Raw genomic sequence first — 23,161 nt, 5'->3', positions numbered from 1 at the left:
TATTAAGTAAAAACCTCCAGGAGAACGCGTGCTTACTTTACTGCATCTGCTTTCTGCGGTGGCGCTACTGGTCTGGGGCACACACATTGTGCGTACCGGCATCATGCGAGTGTATGGGGCCAATCTCCGTAGCGTGCTTAGCCGCAGTGTTGAAAAAAAACCGTTCGCCTTCTGCGCGGGTATTGGTGTCACCGCGCTGGTGCAAAGCAGCAACGCCACCACCATGTTGGTGACCTCGTTTGTTGCCCAGGATTTGGTGGCTCTCACACCGGCGCTGGTCATCGTGCTGGGCGCGGATGTAGGGACGGCGCTGATGGCGCGAATCCTGACTTTCGATCTTTCCTGGCTGTCGCCGCTACTCATCTTCCTTGGCGTGATTTTCTTCCTCAGCCGTAAACAGACGCGGGCGGGCCAACTCGGGCGCGTCGGTATCGGCCTTGGGTTGATTTTATTGGCGCTGGAATTGATTGTTGCCGCCGTCACACCGATAACCCAGGCTTCCGGAGTGCAGGTGATTTTCGCCTCGTTGACGGGCGACATCATGCTCGATGCACTGATTGGCGCGATGTTTGCGATTATCAGTTATTCCAGCCTCGCTGCCGTGTTGCTGACCGCCACGCTGACCTCTGCTGGTATCATCTCGTTTGATGTCGCGCTGTGTCTGGTGATTGGTGCTAACCTCGGTTCTGGCCTGTTGGCGATGATCAACAACAGCACCGCGAATGCAGCGGCGCGCCGAGTCGCGTTAGGGAGCCTGCTGTTCAAGCTGGTGGGCGGTATCATCGTGCTGCCGTTCGTGCATATTCTGGCGGATGCGATGCAGAAACTGTCGCAGCCGGAATCTGAACTGGTTATCTATTTCCACGTCTTCTACAACCTGATTCGCTGCCTGGCGATGGTGCCGTTTGCCGGGGCGATGGCGCGTTTTTGCCGTAGGGTGATTAGCGAAGTCCCTGAAGTCGATGCGCGTATGAAGCCGAAACATCTGGATGTCACCGCGCTGGATACTCCGGCGCTTGGGCTATCGAACGCTGCACGTGAAACCTTACGTATGGGGGATGTGCTTGAGCAAATGCTGGATACCTGGAGCAAGGTGATGCACGGCGAACCGCGCCAGGAAAAAGAGCTGCGCAAACTCGCTGACGATGTCGATGTGCTGTATACCGCGATTAAACTGTATATGGCGCAGATGCAGAAAGAAGAGCTGGCGGAAGTCGAATCGCGCCGTTGGGCGGAAATTATCGAGATGTCGCTAAACCTCGAACAGGCGGCGGATATTCTCGAACGTATGGGTAGCGAAGTCGCCGATAAATCGTTAGCTGCGCGCCGGGCGTTTTCCCCGGATGGCCTGAAAGAACTGGATATTCTGCTTCAGCAACTCACCAGCAACCTGAAACTCAGTCTGTCGGTATTCTTCTCCGCGGATGTGAACAGCGCGCGCCGTTTGCGCCGTAATAAACATCGCTTCCGCATTCTGAACCGCCGCTTCTCGCATGCCCACGTTGATCGTCTGCATCAGCAAAACGTGCAGAGTATCGAAACCAGCTCACTTCATCTGGGCTTGCTCGGCGATATGAAGCGCCTGAACTCGTTATTCTGCGCCGTGGCCTACAGCGTTCTGGAACAACCCGACGATGATGATCGTGATGAATACTAATTTTCCTGCATGAATCATCAGCTTATAATCCGTTCTGTTGATGGATTAAAAATGGAATTTAATGATGAAGCTAAAACTAAAACAGATGTTGGCAGGTGTAGTGTGTATTGCAGCATTGGCAGGATGTTCGGCGTTAGACAGGACTGAACCGGTTCGCACGCCACGGACGATAATCACCTCTCATGTCACGACTGAGCAGGTTAAGGAGGCGATTATCACCGCCGGACAAGGGCGCGACTGGATTATGTCGGTAGCGGGGCCTGGCGTCATTAATGCGACACAAAACATTCGCAAGCACAGCGTCACTGTGCGTATTAACTACAGCGAGAAAGATTACTCAATTAACTATGTAAACAGCGTGAATTTACTGGCCTCTGGTGGCGAAATTCACCGCTCGTATAATCATTGGGTCAATAACCTCGATAAAGATATTCAGAAACGGTTAGCCATTGTTGCGGCGACACCTGCAAAATAAACACCCCTCTACGGGCAATGAACTTCGCGTTTGTTGCCCGAGTCTGTTCGCATCGCCCCTCAGGTAAGGTATATTCCAGGTTTTACGGAGGAACCATGCTGACCAACTCATCTATACGTCTGAACAAATACATTAGCGAGAGCGGTATCTGCTCCCGTCGTGATGCCGATCGTTACATCGAACAGGGAAATGTTTTCATCAACGGCAAACGCGCCGCGATTGGCGACCAGGTATTTGCCGGAGATGTGGTGAAGGTCAACGGTCAGTTAATTGAACCCCGTGATGAAGACGACCTGGTGCTTATCGCGCTGAACAAGCCTGTGGGTATCGTGAGTACCACCGAAGATGGCGAAAAAGACAACATTGTCGATTTTGTTAACCACAGTAAACGCGTGTTCCCGATTGGCCGTTTAGATAAAGACTCCCAGGGGTTGATTTTCCTCACCAATCACGGCGATTTGGTGAATAAAATCCTGCGTGCCGGGAATGACCATGAAAAAGAGTACGTCGTCACGGTCAATAAACCAGTCACCGACGAGTTCATTCGTGGCATGGGCGCAGGTGTGCCTATGCTGGGAACGGTCACCAAGAAATGCAAAGTGAAGAAAGAAGCGCCGTTTGTGTTTCGCATCACTTTGGTACAAGGGCTTAACCGTCAGATTCGCCGTATGTGCGAACATTTTGGTTATGAAGTGACGAAGCTTGAGCGGACTCGCATTATGAACGTCAGCATGAAAGGGGTGCCGCTGGGTGAATGGCGTGATTTAACCGATAATGAATTGGTTGAGCTGTTTAAATTGATTGAGAACTCTTCTTCCGAGGCGAAGCCTGCGAAAAAGCCAAAATCCAAACCTACCGTTGCCAAAAAACCGGTAAGTGCAGGGCCAAAGAGCAGCGCGAAAACCCCGGCAGAGCTTGCTTCGCGCAAACGCTTTGCCCAGCCAGGGCGCAAAAAGAAAGGGCGCTAGTTAGCGCTTTCCGCGTGAATGGCTGTTGGCAGACCAGGAATAGGTTGCAGAAGTATCTGGTTTTGCTGCTTTTTGCTTTTTGATTTGGCGAACTTTTTTAGCTGCTTGTTCACGCGCTTCCATTAGTTGGTCGATATAAGTTTTTTTAACGTGGTTGATTTCTGAGTTTGTCAGGGGACGACCATGGGCGATGCGTGCGCGGTCTAGCCGCGTTTTCAATTCGCGCTGCTCGGCTTCGGTCATATCTTGTTGTGTCAGTCTTGATGTGGACATTGTTGCGGCCTCTTAAGAAGTGGCCTCCAGTGTAAAGCAAAGTGCCCGCTAGCTCAGTAAAAATCAGCGTCTGGTCGCAAAGTTACCCTAAAATGTTGGTAAATATGCTCAGTTGCAATGGCAAGATTGTCATCGTTTCGCTGAGTTAAAAGCAAAAAGCCCGGATTCCCGGGCAGTTTGCTCAATCAGAGTTGAATCAGGCGCGGCGTTTTTTCAAATGCTTACCGTTGTTTTCATCAATCGGTTTGCCAGACCAGTAACCCGCCAGAATCGAGCCGGACAGATTGTGCCACACCGAGAACAGTGCGCCAGGTAGTGCAGCTAATGGCGAGAAGTAGATCTTACCGAGAGTCGCCGCAAGGCCTGAGTTCTGCATACCCACTTCAATTGCCAGTGTGCGGCACGTGGATTCATCAAATCCAAACAGCTTCCCGCCCCAATATCCGCTCAGTAACCCAATACCGTTATGCAAAATCACAGCGATGATAACCATCAGGCCAACAGACGCGATATGCGAAGCCGAACCCGCCACTACGGCACTGATAATCGCCAGAATACAGAGCATCGAAAACGCCGGTAAATAGGGCTCTACACGCTTTACAAGGCGCGGGAAAAGATGATGCACAATCAATCCAAGGCCAATCGGAATGACCACGATTTGCAGGATGCTAAGCAACATACCCACTATATCCACTTTGATATCCGCATCGACATACAAACGCGTCAGCAAAGGTGTCGCAAAAACCCCGACCAGTGTGGAAACCGAGGAAATGGTTACTGAGAGCGCCACATCGCCTTTTGCCAGATAAATCATCACGTTTGACGCTGTGCCACTTGCCACACTTCCTACCAGAACCATGCCTGCGGAAAGGTCAGGTGGCATATGGAACAGCTTTGCCAGAACCCATGCTGCCAGCGGCATGATCAAATAGTGCAGAAAAGTCCCTGCCGCAACAGGAGCTGGGCGTGATAGCACCCGTTTAAAATCATCTATGCGCAGATGCACACCCATACCAAACATAATCAGCATCAACAGCGTGCTGACCCACGGGCCGATGGGCGTGAACGTTGCGGGAGTGTAATAGGCGAGTACAGACAGCAGAACCGCCCAGAGCGGAAACAGCCGGGTGAATACAGCGAGCATATTGAGATCCTTGCAAGTGTTGTGTTGTTTTATGGTTATAAAAATGCCGGGATCGAGCCCGGCACTTGGTATTCATGGCATGAGATTAAAATTTATTCAAACAGATTGTGATGAAGTTTTTGCACCACTTGTTCAACATCGTCTCCCGGCACCAGGAAGCACAGGTTATAGCTGGATGCGCCGTAGCAAATCATGCGGATATTGAACGGCTCGAGTACGCCGAAGACCTCTTTACCCACGCCACAAGCTTTGGACAGGTTGTTACCGATGATAGCGACCAACGCGAGGTTTTCTTCCACTTCCACACGGCATAACGAAGAAAGTTCGGTCAGCAATGCAGTGGTCAGCAGGCTTTCATCGGTAGACGTTGAGCCGGTGGTATCCAGCGTCAGTGCGATGCTCACTTCGGAAGTGGTAATCAAATCTACGGAAATATTGTGGTGTGCCAGAATATTGAACACTTCTGCGAGGAAGCCGTGAGCATGCAGCATACTCAGGCTGTTTAGTGTCACCAGGGTTTGCTTGCGACGGACCGCCAGCGCACGGAACAACGGCGGATAATCGGTTTGGTTGCACACCAGGGTGCCACCCGCTTTGGGATCTTTGCTGGAGCCAACAAACACCGGAATATCGCAACGCACAGCAGGCAGTAATGTTGCAGGATGCAGGACTTTTGCACCGAATGTCGCCATTTCAGCGGCTTCTTCGAAGGCGATTTTATCGATGCGTTTTGCCGCTGGCACCATGCGTGGATCGGTGGTGTAAATGCCCGGAACGTCAGTCCAGATATCTACACGGGTTGCTTTCAACGCTTCACCCAACAGTGCCGCAGTATAGTCGCTGCCGCCACGGCCAAGCGTAGTGGTGCGGCCTTTGGCTTCGCTACCGATAAAGCCTTGAGTAATCACCAGAGATTGTACCAGACGCGGTTGAAGTTGCTGGGTCGCCAGTTCTGCTAAGGTTGCCACATCCGGTTCAGCACGGCCAAAACGGTCGTTGGTACGCATGATTTTACGAATATCAAACCATTGCGCATCCACTTTGCGTTCACGCAGGATTTCGACAAACAGCAGCGTAGACATTAATTCACCGTGGCTGACCAGTTCGTCAGTTAACGCGGTGGATGTCGCCAGTGATGCGGCTTCGGCAAGCGTGGTGATGTTTTCCAGCAGGCGTTCAATCTCTTCGCGAATAATCTGCGGATTAGCCAAACGCTCGACGATGTCATATTGAATTTTGCGAATAGCATCGAGCTTAACGAAACGCTCGGTCGCTTCCAGGCCTTGCGCCAGGGCAACCAGTAAATTGGTGATACCCGCAGAAGCGGAAAGCACCACTACGCGAACGTTTTCATCAGCAAGCACAACATCGGCGCTGCGGTTCATTGCGTCGTAATCGGCTACGCTTGTGCCGCCAAATTTGGCAATAACGGTTTGTGGGTAAGACATTACAACCTCGTGTCAGGGACCAATCCGTCATTCTTCAGCCTGCATCTTTGTTGGATACACTCGAATCATTACGGGGTAATGGCATTAAATTTTCAGCCTTGGCACAAGGGGGGAGCGGGAAAGGGGCAGACGTAGAAAAGAAGACTGAACTACGGATACACCCAGAAGCGCCCCACCTTGTCTACCCAGAGTCTGTACATCACAGCGCAATATTCCGGGTATAAGCATCCAACTGCCGAATGCTTCAGGTGACAACCCAAGGGATTCAGCCCTTGTAGTCGATAATATCCGCTGCCATACGCACATTACCTCGGCGTCGCTCCCCCTCCTGTGTCGTCTTCGGATTGGCTCCTCAAACACGATACCTGGGCGACGCACCTCTTCTGGCTTACTCACAAGTGAGCAAGTAGCCGTATACAAATAAAATGGAACGCGACAGAAGTCAACGCCTGGAAGTTGAGGAGTTTTCATTCTGCACCAGTGCAATCAGGGTGCAGGGTAAGGTCGGAGCAGTGGGGCCATTTATAGCAGTAGTTTTTCCTTCTTCCAGACGGGAAAATAATGGCACTACACCGCGATTTTTCTCCAAATAATCCAGCCAGCCAAAATTTTCATTTAGTCGCGTCGCTTTGATGGTTGCACCTTTGGCCAACTGACTGCTTAAACTGCTCCAGGTGACATCTTCAGGAAAAAATTTCTCGTGACGACGAAAACGAGCACTTTCGTTGCTGGTTCGACCTTTTAATGCGGAACCGGAGCGGATGGAAAAAACATTTTCACTGCCGAAAATATGGCTGAAATGATAAACCGCCAGTGCGTTTTGATGCCGATTGGGCGAAAGTGCCAGCACTTGCGCAATATTGCTTAAATCGAAGTGGTTTTCCGCATGCTCAGACCACGCGTTCCCGAGCAACCATCCAAACAGCCCGCCGCAGGCTAAACCGAACACCACAGTTTGCGCCGACCACGCCAGCCATCGTGCCGCCAGTGAGCTGATGGTGATAATCACCGATAGAAGAGGTACGGACAGTTCCGTAAATTTTTTACCTTACCTGGATTACGAAGCCATACTGTTTTTCTCAGTGTAGACGCGCTCTGCGTGGGCGGAACCAGGCGCGACGACTTTTTAGCTGGCACATAATCTGAAACGGTATTCCCGATACAAGGGTAGAAAAATCATCACAAATCCCGTTTTGTGGATATACAATTGACCGCAGTCACAGTTCTCAAATCAAAAGGGTATCGCTATGAAAAATATCAACCCAACGCAGACCGCTGCATGGCAGGCTTTGCAGGCGCATTTTGACGAAATGAAAGACGTCACCATCGCTGAGCTTTTCGCGCAGGATGCCGACCGTTTTGCTAAGTTCTCCGCTACTTTCGACGATTCAATGCTGGTGGATTACTCCAAAAACCGCATCACCGAAGAAACCCTGTCGAAGCTGCAGGCTTTGGCGAAAGAGACTGATTTGCAGGGCGCAATTAAGTCCATGTTCTCTGGTGAGAAGATTAACCGTACTGAAGACCGTGCTGTGCTGCACGTAGCGCTGCGTAACCGTAGCAACACGCCAATCGTCGTTGATGGCAAAGATGTGATGCCAGAAGTGAACGCAGTGCTTGAGAAGATGAAAACCTTCTCCGAAAGCATTATTAGCGGCAACTGGAAAGGCTACACCGGTAAAGCGATTACTGATGTGGTTAACATCGGTATCGGCGGTTCTGATCTTGGCCCATTCATGGTGACCGAAGCGCTGCGTCCGTACAAAAACCACCTCAACATGCACTTTGTGTCTAACGTTGATGGCACGCATATCGCTGAAGTGCTGAAGAACGTTGACCCGGAAACCACGCTGTTCCTGGTAGCCTCTAAAACCTTCACCACTCAAGAAACCATGACCAACGCCCACAGCGCGCGCGACTGGTTCCTGGCAACTGCTGGCGATAACAAACACGTTGCGAAACACTTTGCTGCGCTGTCGACCAACGCGAAAGCTGTCGGTGAGTTTGGTATTGATACTGCCAATATGTTTGAGTTCTGGGACTGGGTCGGTGGCCGTTACTCCCTGTGGTCGGCGATCGGTCTGTCGATCATTCTGTCTGTCGGCTATGAAAACTTTGTTGAACTGTTGTCCGGCGCGCATGCCATGGATAAACACTTCGCCAATACGCCAGCAGAACAAAACCTGCCAGTGCTGTTAGCGCTGATCGGCATCTGGTACAACAACTTCTTTGGTGCTGAAACCGAAGCGATTCTGCCATACGACCAGTACATGCACCGTTTTGCGGCTTACTTCCAGCAAGGCAACATGGAATCCAACGGTAAATACGTTGACCGTAACGGCAACGCTGTTGATTACCAGACTGGCCCAATCATCTGGGGCGAGCCGGGCACTAACGGCCAGCACGCGTTCTACCAGCTGATTCACCAGGGCACCAAAATGGTTCCTTGTGATTTCATCGCACCAGCAACCAGCCATAACCCGCTTTCCGACCACCATCCAAAACTGCTGTCTAACTTCTTCGCGCAGACAGAAGCGCTGGCGTTTGGCAAAGCTCGCGATGTAGTTGAGCAAGAATATGCCGACCAGGGTAAAGACCCGAAAACACTGGAACACGTTGTACCGTTCAAAGTCTTCGAAGGTAACCGCCCAACTAACTCCATCCTGCTACGTGAAATCACACCGTTCAGCCTCGGTGCACTGATTGCGCTGTATGAGCACAAGATCTTCACTCAGGGTGTCATTCTGAACATCTTCACGTTTGATCAGTGGGGTGTGGAATTAGGGAAACAACTGGCTAACCGCATTTTGCCGGAGCTGGGTGATAATGCAGAAATCAGCAGCCACGACAGTTCTACAAATGGCCTGATTAACCGTTATAAATCCTGGCGCTAATACCCGTCATACTTCAAATATAAGCCGGCGTTATGCCGGCTTATTTATTTAAAGGGGAATATAAGATAATTCCCCTTGCCGCATAATATCTGTTTATTTCTCCGCTGAGGTTAATCCTAAAATTCACTGTATCCTGATAATTCAGGAGGTTTACTTTCGGATTAATTAGATTGATATGCTTTTTATAAATATTTTAACTTGTTGTTTTATATGCATATGAATAAAAATTAATATCTGGTTGTTGTTATATTTCCATTTATCTTAAAGCACTGCTGATATTCCCCTCTGCGGCCTAACACTATTACTAGTTGTGTATACTCGAAACCGCCTGAAATTCCTTTTGGGCAAATCTCCATTCATTCAATGAAGGGAAATAGTTATGAAGAAAGTTCTTTATGGCGCTTTAGCCATATTCACGCTGGCAACTGCTGGCGCGGCGAGTGCTGACCCGGTAGCGGTGGGTGAAGCAGCCGGCGCACAAGCAACTTCTGTGTCCGCAGGTAGTTCTACTGCGACCAGCGCCAGCACTGTCGGGTCGGCAGTGGGTGTAGCACTTGCGGCAACCGGTGGCGGCGATGGCTCCAATACCGGAACCACCACTACCACCACGACCAGCACCCGTTAATTTCACGGGTGATTTAACCCTAACCACACTTCGGTGTGGTTATTTCGAATCCGGGAAAACCTCGTGCAGCGACTCGCAACTTTTCTTGTCTGCCTGTTACTTCAGGCCTGCTCCGACACCACTCAAGGTCTTGGTACCTCGCTTTGGCACAGCATTGTGGGTGAGGATGGCGTGCAGCTAACCCATGACGAAATCCAGAATATGCGCTACGCCAGCCAGTACATGCGCCTCAATAACGGCCCGCAAATATTCGTCGTGCTGGCGTATGACGAAAATGGCCAGCAAAAGTGGGTCACGCAAGACTGGGCGATGGTCGTCACTGAAAATGGCCGCATCGTAAAAACCACCGGTCTTGGTGACAACCTCCAGCAAGTGACCAATATGGCGAGCGACCCGCTGGCAAAAGCGAATCAAATTGTCGATGGCATAAGCTGGACGCGGCAAATGGCCTGGACCGAACACCAGCAAGTACGCATGGCTTCGGCGCGTTCAACGTTTACCTGGGACGGCACCGACACGCTGAACGTGGCTGAAAGCACCACGCCGGTGCGCATTCTTGATGAAGAAATCACCGCGCTGGATAAAACCTGGCATAACCGCTTCTGGATAGACAGCGCAGGCCAGGTACGCCAGTCAAAACAATATCTTGGCCCTGATTATTGGCCTGTCACCACGATTCTGTTGAAGGCGGCGAAAGAATGAAAATAAAAGCTATGACGCGTTCTTCAACCACATGGTGGATGACACTACGTTTATCCACCCTACGGTTTTGTAGGTCGGATAAGCGCAGCGTCATCCGACGGGTTTTAGCGGCATTTTGCTTATCCACCCTTCAATTTAGCGCTTACGCCGCTGGAAACGTGACGATTTATCCACAAAATCAAACCATTAAAAACGTAGAACGGCTGGCCGACTTAGTGACTCAACCTTCATTGGCGAACGCCTGGTGGCCCGGTGCGGTGATAAGCGAACGCCAGGCTTCGGCGGCTGAAGAACAACAACACCAGAAATTACTGGCTTCGTTGAGCGCATTAGCCGCCGGGGAAGACGGTGATGATGCGGCGGCAATTAACGGTGTGCGCCAGCAAATGCAGGCCGTTCACGTTACCGGACGCCAGTTTGTTGATCTCGACCCCGACTGGGTACGCGTGCATCCGCGGGCCAATGTCCCGCTGCAAGGCGATTACAGCCTGTGGGCAGGAGTGCAGCCGGCCACCATCACGCTGGTGGGGTTGGTGAGTTCACCAGGGGCGAAGCCTTTTGTGGCAGGGCGCAGCGCGGATGAATATCTCGATGGCATCGACAAACTCAGTGGTGCCGATCGCAGTTTTGCATGGGTTATCTATCCAGATGGCAAAACGCAAAAAGCGCCAGTCGCCTACTGGAATAACCGCCACGTCGAACTCACGCCGGGAAGCATCCTGTTTGTCGGCTTTAAAGAGCGCCTGCTTAATTCTGATTTTGAACAAATGAATCAGCAAATCCTTCACTCTCTGACGCATCGGAGACCGGATTGATGAAGAAGAAAACGCTCTACAGTTTGCTGGCGCTGGCAGTTTCATCGGCTTGCCAGGCTGAAACTTTCCCGGCTCCTGTTGGCCCATCGCAATCGGATTTCGGCGGCGTCGGTTTGCTGCAAACTCCCACGGCCCGCATGGCGCGCGAAGGGGAATTTAGCCTCAACTATCGCGATAACGATCAGTACCGCTTTTACTCGGCTTCAGTGCAATTGTTCCCATGGCTGGAAACGACGCTGCGCTACACCGATGTGCGCACCAAACAGTACAGTAGTGTCGACGCTTTCTCGGGCGACCAGACCTACAAAGATAAAGCCTTCGACATGAAAGTCCGTCTTTGGGAGGAAGGGTATTACTTGCCGCAAGTGGCGGTAGGGTTCCGTGACTTAGGCGGTACCGGGCTGTTTGACAGCGAATATATCGTGGCGAGCAAAGCCTGGGGGCCGTTCGATTTTACCCTCGGAATGGGCTGGGGTTACATGGGCACCAGCGGTAACGTGAAAAATCCATTCTGCGAAGTGAGCAATGGTTTTTGCTATCGCGATAACAGCTACAACCAGGCCGGTTCGTTCAACTTTAGCGGCATGTTCCATGGCCCTGCATCATTGTTTGGCGGCATCGAATACCAGACTCCGTGGCAACCGCTGCGCCTGAAACTGGAATACGAAGGTAATAATTACACGCAAGATTTTGCCGGGAAACTCGAACAGCGTAGCAACTTTAACGTCGGTGCTATCTACCGCGTCGCCGATTGGGCCGACGTTAACGTCAGCTATGAGCGTGGCAATACCCTGATGTTTGGCGTCACGTTACGCACTAACTTCAACGATTTGCGCCCAGGTTATAACGATAATCGCCGCCCGCAATATCAGCCGCAACCGCAAGATGAAATTTTGCAACCGACGGTGGTGGCGAATCAGCTCACGCAGCTCAAATACAACGCCGGTCTGGCGAACCCGAATATTCAGGTAAAAGGCGATACCTTGTATGTGACTGGCGAGCAGGTGAAATACCGCGACTCCCACGAAGGGATTGAGCGTGCCAACCGTATCATCATGAACGACCTGCCGGAGAATATCCGCACGGTTCGAATTACCGAAACGCGTCTGAATCTGCCGCAGGTAACGACAGAAACAGACGTTGCGAGTCTGCGTCATCACCTTGAAGGTGAGCCGCTGGGGCATGAAACGCAACTGGTACAAAAGCGCGTTGAGCCGATCATTCCTGAGAAAACCGAGCAGGGTTATTTCATCGATAAATCGAAGCTGAATTTCGCGATTAACCCGGTGCTCAACCAGTCTGTCGGCGGGCCAGAAAGCTTCTATATGTATCAGGTTGGCGTGATGGGCACTGCCGACTGGTGGGTGACGGATCACTTGCTGACCACCGGCAGTCTGTTTGCCAACATCGCCAATAACTACGACAAATTTAACTACACCAATCCTCCGAATGATTCGACGTTGCCGCGTGTACGTACTCACGTCCGTGATTACGTCGAGAACGATATTTACGTCAACAACCTGCAAGCTAACTACTTCCAGTATTTGGGCAACAGCTGGTATGGACAGGTGTACGGCGGTTATCTCGAAACCATGTATGGCGGGGTTGGGGCGGAAGTGTTGTATCGTCCGGTCGACAGTAACTGGGCAATTGGTGCCAATGCCAACTACGTCAAACAGCGTGACTGGACCAGCTCGCTGGACATGATGAAGTTCACCGACTACAGCGCGCCAACTGGCCATATCACCGGTTACTGGACACCACCGTTTGCCGAAGATGTGCTGGTTAAACTCAGCATTGGCCAATATCTGGCAAAAGATAAAGGCGGCACGCTGGAGATCTCGAAACGCTTCGACAGCGGCGTGGTGGTGGGGACGTACGCGACCATTACTAATGTGTCGAAAGAAGAGTACGGGGAAGGGGATTTCACCAAAGGTTTCTACGTCAATGTGCCGTTGGATCTTTTCTCATCATCACCAACCCGCAGCCGCGCGCAAGTGAGCTGGACACCGCTGACGCGTGACGGTGGGCAGATGCTGGGTCGTAAGTTTGAGTTGTATGGGATGACGAGCGATCGGGATATTAATTTCAGGTGATCATGCCCTCACCCCGGCCCCTCTCCCACAGGGAGAGGGGCCGGGGTGAGGGGGCAACATAAGCAGAAAAATTAGATTCAGATCACAGTTTTAACGTATAACAACACCTCGATACCCAAACATGAGGCGTTCTTATGACAACCACCCCCCGCGTTGAACTCATCGCTAAAATTATGCAAACGGTCCTCAATCTGGCGTTGCTTGCGCTCGGCGTAATCCTCATCATCTTCCTGGGTAAAGAAACGCTGCACTTAGCCACCTCGCTGTTTGCGCCCAGCGATCAAGCCAGCAAGTATCAGCTGATTGAAGGGCTGGTGGTTTACTTTCTTTACTTCGAATTTATCGCGTTGATCGTGAAGTACTTTCAATCCGGTTATCACTTCCCACTGCGTTACTTTATCTATATCGGCATCACCGCCATTGTGCGGCTTATCATCATCGACCATAAAGATCCGCGCGATGTATTGATCTACTCGGGGGCGATTTTGTTACTGGTGATCACGCTGTGGTTGTGTAATAGCAGTCGCTTAAAACGAGAATAAAAAAAGGCGGCCCGAAGGCCGCCGGAAATGAGGCTAAGTCAAATTGAGGGTTTGCAGTGGCATGACATAAGATGAAGCAATAACTGACAGGAAATCTTATCCTTTCACCCCTCCCGCCGTCAGGCCGCTCACTAGCCAGCGTTGCGCCAGTAAGAACACGACGGTAATCGGGATGGCTGAGAGCACAGCGGCAGCAGCAAAGTCGCCCCACAAATAGTTTTGTGGGTTGAGATATTGCTGCATACCTACCGCCAGGGTGTAGCTGTTGACGTCACGCAGTAACAATGACGCGACTGGCACTTCGGTAATCGCGGCGATAAACGACAGAATAAATACCACTGCCAGAATTGGCACAGACAGCGGCAGCAACACCAGGCGGAAGGCTTGCCATGGAGTTGCACCATCCAGCGCTGCCGCTTCTTCCAGCGAGTTATCGATAGTTTCGAAGTAGCCCTTAATCGTCCACACATGCAGCGCAATACCGCCAAGATAGGCGAAGATCACCCCACCGTGCGTATTCAAACCAATAAACGGAATGTACTGGCCGAGGCGGTCAAACAAGGCATACAACGCCACCAGTGACAATACCGCCGGGAACATCTGGAAAATCAGCATCCCTTTGAGCAACGTGGCTTTGCCAGGGAAACGCATACGGGCAAACGCATAAGCACAAGTGGTTGAAAGCGTGACAATCCCCAGCGCGGTAATCGCCGCAATCTTGATGGAGTTCCACAGCCACAACAGCACCGGGAACGGCGGTGGCGTGACGCTGCCATCGGCATGTTGCACGCTAAAGCCCAGTGCTAATTTCCAGTGCTCCCAGGAGATTTGATCCGGGATCAGGCTGCCAGTGGCGAAGTTACCCGGGCGCAGTGAAATCGCAATCACCATCAGCAGCGGGAACATAATTGCCGCGATAAATATCAGTAGTAGCAGATGCGTGGTAAACAGACGCAGCTTTTGAGATTTGGGTTGAACCATTGCCATGTGAATCGCTCCTTAATCAAACTTCATGCGGGTGGCTTTCAGGTTAACAATCGCTAATGCCCCAACCAGCAGGAAGATAAGCGTTGCGATAGCCGCCGCTAAACCAAAGTCCTGACCGCCGCCGCCTTCAAAGGCAATGCGGTAGGTGTAGCTCACCAGCAAGTCCGTGTAGCCCGCAGGCGTTGTGGTGCCGAGCCTGTCTGGCCCGCCATTGGTTAACAGCTGAATCAGCACGAAGTTGTTAAAGTTAAAGGCAAAGCTGGCAATCATCAGTGGTGTCAGCGGCTTAATCAGCAGCGGCAGCGTGATTTTAAAGAAATTCTGGAATGGGCCTGCACCATCCATTGCCGAAGCTTCGTATAAGTCGTCCGGAATCGCTTTCAACAAGCCCATGCACAAAATCATCATGTATGGATAACCGAGCCAGGTATTGACGATAATTATCATGGAACGTGCGGTGGTTGGGTCGCTAAACCAGGCGGGTTTGATACCAAACAGTGAGCTCAACATCATGTTGATTTCACCGAAACTTTGGTTGAACAACCCTTTGAAAATCAAAATAGAAATAAACGACGGTACCGCGTATGGCAGGATCAACATCACGCGATAAATCGCTTTGCCTTTCAGGGATTCCCACTGCACAACACACGCCAGAATCATGCCGACAGCCACGGTGAGAATCACCGTCAGGATTGAGAAGATCACCGTCCAGACGAAAATCGCCATAAATGGTTTTTGGATGCCTTCATCGTGGAACACACGTAAGAAGTTTTTCCAGCCGATGGTCACTGTGTAGCCCGGGCTTAATTGCTCGTTGCCCCAGTTGCCTTCGGCGTTAACAGACTGATAGAAACCAATATCGTTATTCGGGCGGTATTTAACGCCGCTTTGGTTGTTGGTCAGCTCACCGTTATCCGCCGCCGTATACAGTGGACGGGTGCCGGAAAACTGGCGCAGGGAACTCATGGTCAGCGTGCTTTGATCTGGCATTTGCGCGGTGATTTGCGTCAATGCCGCGCGGTTTTGCGTGATCACGCGCAGATTGGCTTTTTCGCCCGTTGGCAGCGCATCCGCTTCTTTCAATTTCAGGTGCTGCTCGCCGCCAAATTTAAAGGCGTCGGAGAGGTAATTTTTGCCAGTTTCTCCGTCGGTGAGGGCCAGTTGCCACTCATCGCCCGCCGGATAAAGGCCGAAGTTAAAGGTTTTGCCCGCCTGATATTGGCGGTCCATCAGCACTTCCTGTGCCCGTTCCTGGGTCAACTGGTTGGTGCTGCTGTAGTTGGTGAAGGCGATGGCGATGGTACAAACCAATGGGAACAGGACAAACAGCCCCATACCAGCCATTCCAGGGTAAACATAACGCCAGGCATAAGCCTTACGGTTGGCAAAAATATAGAGGCCAGCTGAGCTTAAAATCAGCGTCATGATGGCAAACAGGTACTCCCCCTGGGCGTACATTATGACAATAAGATAACCAACCAGCAGTCCCATCAGGCCGATGACTGACCACTTCAGTACATCGCTTTGCCACCAGTGGCTCTTTTTAACAACATCCATGGGGTCTTCCTCTACCTCTACAACTTATCATCTGAAACCACCCTCACCCTAACCCTCTCCCTGAGGGAGAGGGGATTGCGCGGTTCTCACCGTCCCCTGAGCTGGAGGGGATTGCTCGGTTATCTCCCTCGCCCCAACGGGGAGAGGGCCGGGGTGAGGGGGAATGACTTACTTAGTAATACGTCCCTGAGCATCTTTCAGCGCTTCATCAACAGTCTGACGACCGCTAACTGCGTTGATGACGGCGGTGCGTGTGGCATACCAGAAGGCGGCCATTTGCGGGATGTTAGGCATGATTTCGCCTTTTTGGGCGTTATCCATGGTGGCAGCGATACGTGGATCTTTCGCCAGTTGATCCTGGTAAGATTTCAGAGCAACTGCGCCCAATGGCTTGTCTTTGTTGACTTCAGCCAGGCCCTGGTCGGTCATCAGGTAGTTTTCCAGGAACTCTTTCGCCAGTTCTTTGTTCGGGCTAGCCGCATTGATACCGGCACTCAGCACACCAACGAACGGTTTAGATGCTTTGCCTTTGAAGGTTGGCAGCAGCGCTACGCCGTAATTGATTTTGCTCTTATCGATGTTGGACCATGCCCACGGGCCGTTAATCGTCATCGCGGTTTCGCCTTTGTTAAAGGCCGCTTCTGCGATGGAGTAATCGGTATCCGCATTCATTTGTTTGTTTTTAATCATGTCGACCAGGAAGGTCAGGCCCGCTTTCGCGCCTGGGCTGTCCACGCCGACATCTTTCACGTCATATTTGCCGTTTTCGAGTTTGAACGCGTAACCACCGTCAGCAGCAATCAGCGGCCAGGTGAAGTACGGTTCTTGCAGGTTGAACATCAACGCGCTCTTACCTTTTGCTTTCAGCTGCTTATCCAGCGCCGGGATTTCTTCCCAGGTTTTTGGCGGGTTAGGGACTAAGTCTTTGTTATAAATCAGAGAGAGTGCTTCAACCGCGACTGGGTAAGCAATGATTTTGCCGTTGTAACGAACTGCGTCCCAGGTAAACGGATACAGTTTGTCCTGGAAAGCTTTGTCTGGAGTGATTTCGGCCAGCAGGCCAGATTGTGCGTAACCACCGAAACGGTCGTGCGCCCAGAAGATAATGTCCGGGCCATCGCCGGTCGCCGCGACTTGTGGGAATTTCTCTTCCAGTTTGTCCGGGTGCTCGATGGTCACTTTAATGCCCGTGTCTTTCTCAAACTTTTTACCCACTTCGGCCAGGCCGTTATAACCTTTGTCACCGTTAATCCAGATGACCAGTTTGCCTTCTTCTATTTTTGCCAGTGCAGAGGCGGAAAACATCATCGTTGTCAGGGCAGACAGAGCGAGGATGCGGGCGCCAGTTTTAATTTTCATATGTTCCCATCCTTTGAATGGTGGTTTGCGCGTGGATACATCAGGTCAAGCTAGTGGCGTTACGGTTGCCAGTTTGCGCAGATGGCAAGTGCTTCTCATCCTCCTTAGCCCTACGCCCCACCCCGATTATCTGTGATCCCCATTACATAACTGGCAGTTATGTGTCCTGGAGCACACAAAACCACCCGGTTTTTTGAAACCACGATCACGAAAATCTCTTGTGCCGACTGTAACCGGTTGCAGAAACTCACTTCTCATCCTCCCGCCTCCTCCCCCATAAAAAACATCAGGGTGGAGGAGTTACCAAATGTATAGATCCGTCATAGTCCGACACATCTTGAATCACCTGCCCATTAGCATCGTGACGGAATGAATGAAGGGAGAAGTACATGGCAAGCGTACAGCTACGGAACGTAACAAAAGCCTGGGGGGATGTGGTGGTATCGAAAGATATCAATCTGGACATCCAGGAAGGTGAGTTTGTAGTTTTTGTTGGTCCGTCAGGCTGCGGTAAATCCACACTGTTGCGCATGATCGCTGGGTTGGAAACCATCACCAGTGGTGATTTGTTCATTGGTGAAACTCGCATGAACGACATTCCTCCCGCAGAGCGCGGTGTTGGCATGGTGTTCCAGTCTTATGCCCTGTATCCCCATCTTTCTGTTGCAGAAAACATGTCCTTTGGGCTGAAGTTGGCCGGTGCCAAGAAAAGCGAAATTAATCAGCGAGTCACACAAGTTTCAGAAACGTTGCAGCTGGCCCATTTATTAGATCGCCGCCCAAAAGCACTGTCTGGCGGACAACGTCAGCGTGTTGCCATTGGCCGTACGCTGGTGGCAGAACCGCGTGTCTTCCTGCTCGATGAACCACTTTCTAACCTTGATGCGGCACTGCGTGTGCAGATGCGTATTGAGATCTCCCGACTGCACAAGCGTCTTGGACGCACCATGGTTTATGTCACCCACGATCAGGTCGAAGCGATGACGCTGGCCGACAAAATTGTGGTGCTGGACGCAGGCCGCGTGGCGCAAGTCGGTAAACCGCTCGAGCTGTATCACTACCCGGCGGACCGTTTTGTTGCGGGCTTTATTGGCTCGCCAAAAATGAACTTCCTGCCAGTGAAAGTGACCGCCACTGCGATTGATCAGGTACAGGTTGAATTACCAAACCGTCAGCAAGTTTGGCTGCCGGTAGAGAGCAAAGAAGTCCAGGTCGGCGCCAATATGTCTCTGGGCATTCGCCCGGAACATCTGCTGCCAAGCGATATCGCTGACGTCACGCTTGAAGGCGAAGTTCAGGTGGTTGAGCAACTCGGTCATGAAACTCAGATTCACATCCAAATCCCCGCCATCCGTCAGAACCTGGTGTACCGCCAGAATGACGTGGTGTTGGTAAAAGAGGGTGCCACATTCGCTATTGGCTTGCCGCCAGAGCGTTGCCATCTGTTCCGTGAGGATGGCACTGCATGTCGTCGGCTGCATCAAGAGCCAGGTGTTTAAGCATTCCCATAAAAAAGAAAAGCAATGATTCAGGAGATAGAACGATGATTACTCTGCGCAAACTCCCACTGGCAGTTGCCGTAGCAGCAGGCGTTATGTCTGTTCAGGCTCTGGCTGTGGACTTCCACGGTTACGCCCGTTCTGGTATCGGCTGGACCGGTAGCGGCGGACCACAAGAATGCTTCCAGGCAACTGGTGCTCAATCTAAATATCGTCTGGGTAACGAATGTGATACTTACGCAGAAATTAAATTAGGCCAGGAAGTGTGGAAAGAAGGCGATAAGAGCTTCTACTTCGACTCCAACATTGCCTACAACTCATCACAGTTGAACGACTGGGAAAACGATAACACTCCAGCCATTCGTGAATTCAACGTGCAGGGTAAAAACCTTATCGATTCTCTGCCAGGCGCAAACATGTGGGCAGGTAAGCGTTTCTACCAACGTCATGACGTTCACATGATTGACTTCTACTACTGGGATATTTCTGGTCCTGGTGCGGGTCTGGAAAACATTGACGTCGGCGCAGGCAAACTTTCCTTCGCGGCCACTCGTTCTACAGAGTCTGGCGGTTCTTCTGCGAATGCGGAATTCGACCCGGCTACTGGCGAGCGTACATATAACAATAAAGTACCAAACGACGTGTTTGACGTGCGTTGGGCTGGTTTAGAAATTAACGACGGCGGCACACTGGAGCTGGGCGTTGATTACGGTCACACCAACATTCCTGACGATTACTACCTGGAACCAGGTGCGTCGAAAGATGGTTGGATGCTGACTGCAGAACATACGCAAAGTATGTTGAAAGGCTTTAACAAATTCGTTGTGCAGTATGCAACTGACTCTATGACTTCGCAGGGCAAAGGCCAGGCGCAGGGCGGTAGCGTTAACAACGACGGCAGCATGATCCGTGTCCTCGACCACGGCGCAATCACGCTGGCAGACAAATGGGACCTGATGTACGTCGGTATGTACCAGAACCTGGATATGGATGATAACCAGGGGACTGAATGGTACACCATCGGTATTCGTCCAATGTACAAATGGACGCCAATCATGAGTACCTTGCTGGAACTTGGCTACGACAACGTGAAATCCCAGGAAACTGGCGATCGCAACGGTCAGTACAAAATTACCCTGGCACAACAATGGCAAGCAGGTGACAGCATCTGGTCACGTCCGGCACTGCGTCTGTTTGCAACTTATGCCCGTTGGGATGAGCAGTGGGGTTACGCGAAAGACGCTAACGGCGACGCCACTCGCTTTGCCATCGCAGACAACACTGGTAACGGTAACTTCTCTACCAGCCGCGGCGATAACGACGAGTTCTCCTTCGGTGCCCAGATGGAAATCTGGTGGTAATACGGCTTTAACCTAATGTTATGAAACGATGAGGGGTTCGCCACTGAGCCCCTCGTTATTACCCTTGTATGCCAATGCCTGTTTCGATGGAAAGCGCTATTGCCTGGCTAACTTTCCACCGATTTCCCATTGAGGTTGATAACAATGAAAATGAAAAAAAGTCTCCTGGCACTCTGCTTATCCGCAGGGTTGTTCGCAAGCATGCCTGGCTTAAGCCTGGCCAATGTTAATATCGTGCCGCAGGATCTTTCTGCTGCACCTGCTATCCCGTCTTCCGCATTGCAACAGCTGCAATGGATCCCGGTTGATCAAACCCAAACCCAAAAGACTAATCTCGCAACCACCGGCCAGAGCTTGAATGCCGGTGATATCACCGGGCCAGTTGCGGCCTACAGCGTACCGGCAAGTATCGGGGAGCTGACGATTACGCTCTCAAGTATCGTGAATAAAGATACGGTATTTGCACCAAACGTGTTGGTATTTGACCAAAACATGACGCCTGCTGCTTATTTCCCATCGGCTTTCTTTGCCTATCAGGAACCGGGAGTGTTGTCTTTAAATCGCCTGGAAGGCGTCATGAAATTAACCCCAGCATTGGGGCAACAAAAACTTTATTTGTTGGTGTTCACCACCAATAAAGACCTGCAACAAACCACCACGATGGTTGACCCTGCAAAAGCCTATGCTAGGGGCAACGGTAATGCGGTACCAGATATTCCTGATCCGATTGCACGCCATGGTACTGAAGGTGAAATTTCACTTAAGGTCAAAACTTCTTCAAGTTCCAGTATTTTAGTTGGGCCGCTGTTTGGTTCATCAGGCCCAGGCCCGGTAACGGTCGGTAATACCGCCGCACCAGCCACCACTTACACTGCACCTGCGGCAGTGGCAACAACCGCCGTAGTGGCTCCAGCTCCGGCACCTGCGCCAGTAGTGGCTCCAGCTGCGAAAAAAGAGCCCGTGCTGAGTGATACGGAAACCTATTTCAACCAGGCAATCAAACAAGCAGTAGCCGCAGGTGATGTTGATAAAGCCCTGAAACTACTGGATGAAGCTGAACGCCTGGGCTCGACTACTGCCCGTAAAACTTTTATCAGCAGTGTAAAAGGCAAGGGGTAAGCGTTTCCCCGCAGTGCTGATGTTTGAGGTTTGGTGCGCTCACTGAGCGCACCTTTTTTTGCCCGTCATATTTCGAGCTGCCTCGGCGTTGGCTGCTCTCACTCACCCTAATCACTTACTCTAGTAAGCTCATAGGGATTCGTTCGTTTGCCGCCTTGATTCAACTCGAATGATTTAGAAGGTGTTTTGAATCCCCCGCTATACCCATTCTGCGTTACAATGACTGCCGGTTTTGTTTCGGAGAAATTTACATGTCTGACGCGCTTTCGCCACTGCGCGCCTTACGTTTTGAGGCTACGATTCCAGAGGAGCTGAGCGCATCGCTTCTTGACTGGTTGTTGCTTGAAGACTCAATGACTAAACGCTTTGAACAGTATTGTTCGCGAGTCACTGTTCGTATTGTGCGTGAAGGTTTTTTCGATTCACCTGTCGATTTTCCAGAAGCTGATATGATGCCTGAAGCCAAACGCTACTGGCTGCGTGAAGTTGTGCTCTGCGGTGACGATGAACCCTGGTTGCTGGGGCGCACCGTTGTACCAGAATCCACTCTTGAAGGGCCGGAGCTGGCTTTGCAACAGCTCGGCACCACGCCACTCGGGCGTTATCTATTTAGTGCATCATCCCTGACACGGGATTTTATTGAGATTGGTCGTAGTGCGGAGCTGTGGGGGCGTCGTTCCCGCCTGAGATTAGCCGGAAAGCCATTGGTGCTGACCGAACTATTCCTTCCCGCTTCGCCGTTGTATGCAGAGGAAAAATAATGGAGTGGAGTCTTAAACAGGGCAAATGGCAGGCCTGGCAACGCCTGATGAGGCTGGATAAGCCGATTGGCTCGCTTTTACTGTTATGGCCCACTTTATGGGCGTTATGGCTCGCGACACCGGGTGTCCCACCACTGACCATTTTATGTGTGTTTATCGCCGGAGTCTGGATGATGCGCGCCGCGGGTTGTGTGGTAAACGACTACGCCGATCGCAAGTTTGATGGCCACGTAAAACGCACAGCCCACCGTCCGCTACCGAGCGGAGCAGTCAGCGAAAAAGAAGCGCGGATCCTGTTTGTGGTACTGGTGTTGCTGTCGTTTTTACTGGTGCTGACGCTTAACACGATGACAATTTTATTGTCGGTGGCGGGGTTAGCATTAGCCTGGGTTTATCCCTTTATGAAACGTTACACCCATTTGCCACAAGTGGTGTTGGGTGCGGCGTTCGGTTGGTCCATCCCGATGGCATTTGCTGCGGTTAGCGAATCTGTACCGCTAAGTTGTTGGCTGATGTTTTTGACCAATATTTGCTGGGCGGTCGCTTACGACACGCAATATGCGATGGTTGATCGCGATGATGACCTGAAAATTGGCATCAAATCCACGGCGATACTGTTCGGGCGCTATGACAATGTGATTATCGGGATTTTGCAGATTGCGGTGATGGTTTTGCTGGCGGTGATTGGCTGGTTAAACGGATTAGGCGGGGCATTCTACTGGTCTATTGCGCTGGCGGGGGCACTGTTTATACATCAGCAGCGTTTGACGGCGAACCGCGATCGCGATGCTTGTTTCCGCGCATTCCTGAATAATAACTACGTTGGCCTGGTGTTGTTTATTGGCCTGGTGTTGAGTTACGTGCACTTCTAATATCAGA

General features: G+C 51.4%; 20 protein-coding genes, 1 pseudogene and 1 riboswitch. Of the genes and pseudogenes, 14 read left to right on the top strand and 7 right to left on the bottom strand.

Annotation, left to right across the window (positions count from 1 at the left end; all coding sequences use genetic code 11):
- The first annotated feature begins 28 nt into the window (after nt 1-28).
- The 3 genes from D8682_RS14140 (at nt 29) to rluF (ending at nt 3,100) form a co-directional block, all read left to right on the top strand.
- A complete protein-coding gene (locus tag D8682_RS14140; protein WP_064541300.1) occupies nt 29-1,657 on the top strand; it encodes a Na/Pi cotransporter family protein in 1,629 nt (542 codons plus the stop codon).
- Between the two features lie 61 nt (nt 1,658-1,718).
- A complete protein-coding gene (locus tag D8682_RS14135; RefSeq protein WP_370090666.1) occupies nt 1,719-2,132 on the top strand; it encodes a hypothetical protein in 414 nt (137 codons plus the stop codon).
- A gap of 95 nt (nt 2,133-2,227) precedes the next feature.
- On the top strand, nt 2,228-3,100 hold the full coding sequence (gene rluF / locus D8682_RS14130) for a 23S rRNA pseudouridine(2604) synthase RluF (RefSeq protein WP_121814543.1): 873 nt from the start codon (nt 2,228-2,230) through the stop codon (nt 3,098-3,100).
- Here rluF and D8682_RS14125 read toward each other — a convergent pair whose 3' ends face one another.
- The 4 genes and pseudogenes from D8682_RS14125 to D8682_RS14110 all read right to left on the bottom strand — a co-directional run.
- On the bottom strand, nt 3,101-3,373 hold the full coding sequence (locus D8682_RS14125) for a DUF3811 domain-containing protein (protein ID WP_064541291.1): 273 nt from the start codon (nt 3,371-3,373) through the stop codon (nt 3,101-3,103).
- 196 nt (nt 3,374-3,569) lie between these two features.
- A complete protein-coding gene (panS, locus tag D8682_RS14120; protein WP_064541288.1) occupies nt 3,570-4,517 on the bottom strand; it encodes a ketopantoate/pantoate/pantothenate transporter PanS in 948 nt (315 codons plus the stop codon).
- Nucleotides 4,518-4,609: 92 nt separating this feature from the next.
- On the bottom strand, nt 4,610-5,965 hold the full coding sequence (gene lysC, locus D8682_RS14115) for a lysine-sensitive aspartokinase 3 (protein WP_121814542.1): 1,356 nt from the start codon (nt 5,963-5,965) through the stop codon (nt 4,610-4,612).
- Nucleotides 5,966-6,122: 157 nt separating this feature from the next.
- Nucleotides 6,123-6,356, bottom strand: a riboswitch (Lysine riboswitch).
- A gap of 51 nt (nt 6,357-6,407) precedes the next feature.
- Nucleotides 6,408-6,872, bottom strand: a pseudogene (locus D8682_RS14110) (sodium:proton antiporter); the annotation flags it as partial.
- 340 nt (nt 6,873-7,212) lie between these two features.
- Here D8682_RS14110 and pgi point away from each other — a divergent pair.
- The 6 genes from pgi to psiE all read left to right on the top strand — a co-directional run bounded on the left by pgi (nt 7,213) and on the right by psiE (nt 13,639).
- Nucleotides 7,213-8,859, top strand: a complete 1,647-nt coding sequence (gene pgi, locus D8682_RS14105; protein ID WP_064541280.1) for a glucose-6-phosphate isomerase — start codon at nt 7,213-7,215, stop codon at nt 8,857-8,859.
- A 379-nt stretch (nt 8,860-9,238) separates the two neighbouring features.
- On the top strand, nt 9,239-9,484 hold the full coding sequence (gene yjbE, locus D8682_RS14100; RefSeq protein WP_064541276.1) for an exopolysaccharide production protein YjbE: 246 nt from the start codon (nt 9,239-9,241) through the stop codon (nt 9,482-9,484).
- 63 nt (nt 9,485-9,547) lie between these two features.
- Nucleotides 9,548-10,186 carry a YjbF family lipoprotein gene (locus D8682_RS14095; protein ID WP_121814540.1) on the top strand — a complete coding sequence of 213 codons (639 nt, stop codon included), beginning with the start codon at nt 9,548-9,550 and terminating at the stop codon, nt 10,184-10,186.
- Nucleotides 10,187-10,224: 38 nt separating this feature from the next.
- Nucleotides 10,225-11,001: a capsule biosynthesis GfcC D2 domain-containing protein gene (locus D8682_RS14090; protein ID WP_121815707.1), complete on the top strand. Its 777-nt coding sequence runs from the start codon at nt 10,225-10,227 to the stop codon at nt 10,999-11,001.
- Nucleotides 11,001-13,097: a YjbH domain-containing protein gene (locus tag D8682_RS14085; RefSeq protein ID WP_121814539.1), complete on the top strand. Its 2,097-nt coding sequence runs from the start codon at nt 11,001-11,003 to the stop codon at nt 13,095-13,097. The genes D8682_RS14090 and D8682_RS14085 overlap by 1 nt, the downstream gene beginning before the upstream one ends.
- Before the next feature lie 134 nt (nt 13,098-13,231).
- Complete coding sequence (gene psiE, locus D8682_RS14080; RefSeq protein WP_121814538.1) at nt 13,232-13,639, top strand: phosphate-starvation-inducible protein PsiE; 408 nt, start codon at nt 13,232-13,234, stop codon at nt 13,637-13,639.
- Nucleotides 13,640-13,735: 96 nt separating this feature from the next.
- On the opposite strand, the gene malG is transcribed toward psiE, so the two are convergent.
- From malG to malE, 3 genes are all read right to left on the bottom strand, one after another.
- Complete coding sequence (gene malG / locus D8682_RS14075; protein ID WP_034492378.1) at nt 13,736-14,626, bottom strand: maltose ABC transporter permease MalG; 891 nt, start codon at nt 14,624-14,626, stop codon at nt 13,736-13,738.
- Between the two features lie 12 nt (nt 14,627-14,638).
- Nucleotides 14,639-16,183 (bottom strand): maltose ABC transporter permease MalF, encoded by a 1,545-nt coding sequence (malF, locus tag D8682_RS14070; RefSeq protein WP_121814537.1) that lies wholly within the window; start codon nt 16,181-16,183, stop codon nt 14,639-14,641.
- A 168-nt stretch (nt 16,184-16,351) separates the two neighbouring features.
- Nucleotides 16,352-17,542 (bottom strand): maltose/maltodextrin ABC transporter substrate-binding protein MalE, encoded by a 1,191-nt coding sequence (malE, locus tag D8682_RS14065; protein WP_064541261.1) that lies wholly within the window; start codon nt 17,540-17,542, stop codon nt 16,352-16,354.
- 389 nt (nt 17,543-17,931) lie between these two features.
- On the opposite strand from malE, the gene malK reads away from it, so the two are divergent.
- The 5 genes from malK (at nt 17,932) to ubiA (ending at nt 23,154) form a co-directional block, all read left to right on the top strand.
- A complete protein-coding gene (gene malK, locus D8682_RS14060; RefSeq protein WP_064541259.1) occupies nt 17,932-19,041 on the top strand; it encodes a maltose/maltodextrin ABC transporter ATP-binding protein MalK in 1,110 nt (369 codons plus the stop codon).
- A 44-nt stretch (nt 19,042-19,085) separates the two neighbouring features.
- Complete coding sequence (locus D8682_RS14055; RefSeq protein ID WP_064541256.1) at nt 19,086-20,402, top strand: maltoporin; 1,317 nt, start codon at nt 19,086-19,088, stop codon at nt 20,400-20,402.
- Between the two features lie 144 nt (nt 20,403-20,546).
- Nucleotides 20,547-21,521, top strand: a complete 975-nt coding sequence (gene malM, locus D8682_RS14050; RefSeq protein ID WP_064541254.1) for a maltose operon protein MalM — start codon at nt 20,547-20,549, stop codon at nt 21,519-21,521.
- A 251-nt stretch (nt 21,522-21,772) separates the two neighbouring features.
- Nucleotides 21,773-22,282: a chorismate lyase gene (gene ubiC / locus D8682_RS14045; protein WP_064541251.1), complete on the top strand. Its 510-nt coding sequence runs from the start codon at nt 21,773-21,775 to the stop codon at nt 22,280-22,282.
- Complete coding sequence (ubiA, locus tag D8682_RS14040) at nt 22,282-23,154, top strand: 4-hydroxybenzoate octaprenyltransferase (protein WP_064541248.1); 873 nt, start codon at nt 22,282-22,284, stop codon at nt 23,152-23,154. The genes ubiC and ubiA overlap by 1 nt, the downstream gene beginning before the upstream one ends.
- The last annotated feature ends 7 nt before the right edge of the window (nt 23,155-23,161 follow it).

The organism is Buttiauxella sp. 3AFRM03, assembly GCF_003675305.1.
GTDB lineage: Bacteria > Pseudomonadota > Gammaproteobacteria > Enterobacterales > Enterobacteriaceae > Buttiauxella > Buttiauxella ferragutiae.
Note: the sequence above shows the minus strand (reverse complement) of the source record. Positions and strands in the feature narration are given on the sequence as shown.

What these genes read in the sequence shown, in the direction of transcription:
- D8682_RS14135 (WP_370090666.1), top strand. Translation starts at nt 1,719, where the DNA reads ATGATGAAGCTAAAACTAAAACAGATGTTGGCAGGTGTAGTGTGTATT.
- rluF (WP_121814543.1), top strand. Translation starts at nt 2,228, where the DNA reads ATGCTGACCAACTCATCTATACGTCTGAACAAATACATTAGCGAGAGC.
- D8682_RS14125 (WP_064541291.1), bottom strand. Translation starts at nt 3,373, where the DNA reads ATGTCCACATCAAGACTGACACAACAAGATATGACCGAAGCCGAGCAG.
- panS (WP_064541288.1), bottom strand. Translation starts at nt 4,517, where the DNA reads ATGCTCGCTGTATTCACCCGGCTGTTTCCGCTCTGGGCGGTTCTGCTG.
- lysC (WP_121814542.1), bottom strand. Translation starts at nt 5,965, where the DNA reads ATGTCTTACCCACAAACCGTTATTGCCAAATTTGGCGGCACAAGCGTA.
- pgi (WP_064541280.1), top strand. Translation starts at nt 7,213, where the DNA reads ATGAAAAATATCAACCCAACGCAGACCGCTGCATGGCAGGCTTTGCAG.
- yjbE (WP_064541276.1), top strand. Translation starts at nt 9,239, where the DNA reads ATGAAGAAAGTTCTTTATGGCGCTTTAGCCATATTCACGCTGGCAACT.
- D8682_RS14090 (WP_121815707.1), top strand. Translation starts at nt 10,225, where the DNA reads ATGACACTACGTTTATCCACCCTACGGTTTTGTAGGTCGGATAAGCGC.
- D8682_RS14085 (WP_121814539.1), top strand. Translation starts at nt 11,001, where the DNA reads ATGAAGAAGAAAACGCTCTACAGTTTGCTGGCGCTGGCAGTTTCATCG.
- psiE (WP_121814538.1), top strand. Translation starts at nt 13,232, where the DNA reads ATGACAACCACCCCCCGCGTTGAACTCATCGCTAAAATTATGCAAACG.
- malG (WP_034492378.1), bottom strand. Translation starts at nt 14,626, where the DNA reads ATGGCAATGGTTCAACCCAAATCTCAAAAGCTGCGTCTGTTTACCACG.
- malF (WP_121814537.1), bottom strand. Translation starts at nt 16,183, where the DNA reads ATGGATGTTGTTAAAAAGAGCCACTGGTGGCAAAGCGATGTACTGAAG.
- malE (WP_064541261.1), bottom strand. Translation starts at nt 17,542, where the DNA reads ATGAAAATTAAAACTGGCGCCCGCATCCTCGCTCTGTCTGCCCTGACA.
- malK (WP_064541259.1), top strand. Translation starts at nt 17,932, where the DNA reads ATGGCAAGCGTACAGCTACGGAACGTAACAAAAGCCTGGGGGGATGTG.
- D8682_RS14055 (WP_064541256.1), top strand. Translation starts at nt 19,086, where the DNA reads ATGATTACTCTGCGCAAACTCCCACTGGCAGTTGCCGTAGCAGCAGGC.
- malM (WP_064541254.1), top strand. Translation starts at nt 20,547, where the DNA reads ATGAAAATGAAAAAAAGTCTCCTGGCACTCTGCTTATCCGCAGGGTTG.
- ubiC (WP_064541251.1), top strand. Translation starts at nt 21,773, where the DNA reads ATGTCTGACGCGCTTTCGCCACTGCGCGCCTTACGTTTTGAGGCTACG.
- ubiA (WP_064541248.1), top strand. Translation starts at nt 22,282, where the DNA reads ATGGAGTGGAGTCTTAAACAGGGCAAATGGCAGGCCTGGCAACGCCTG.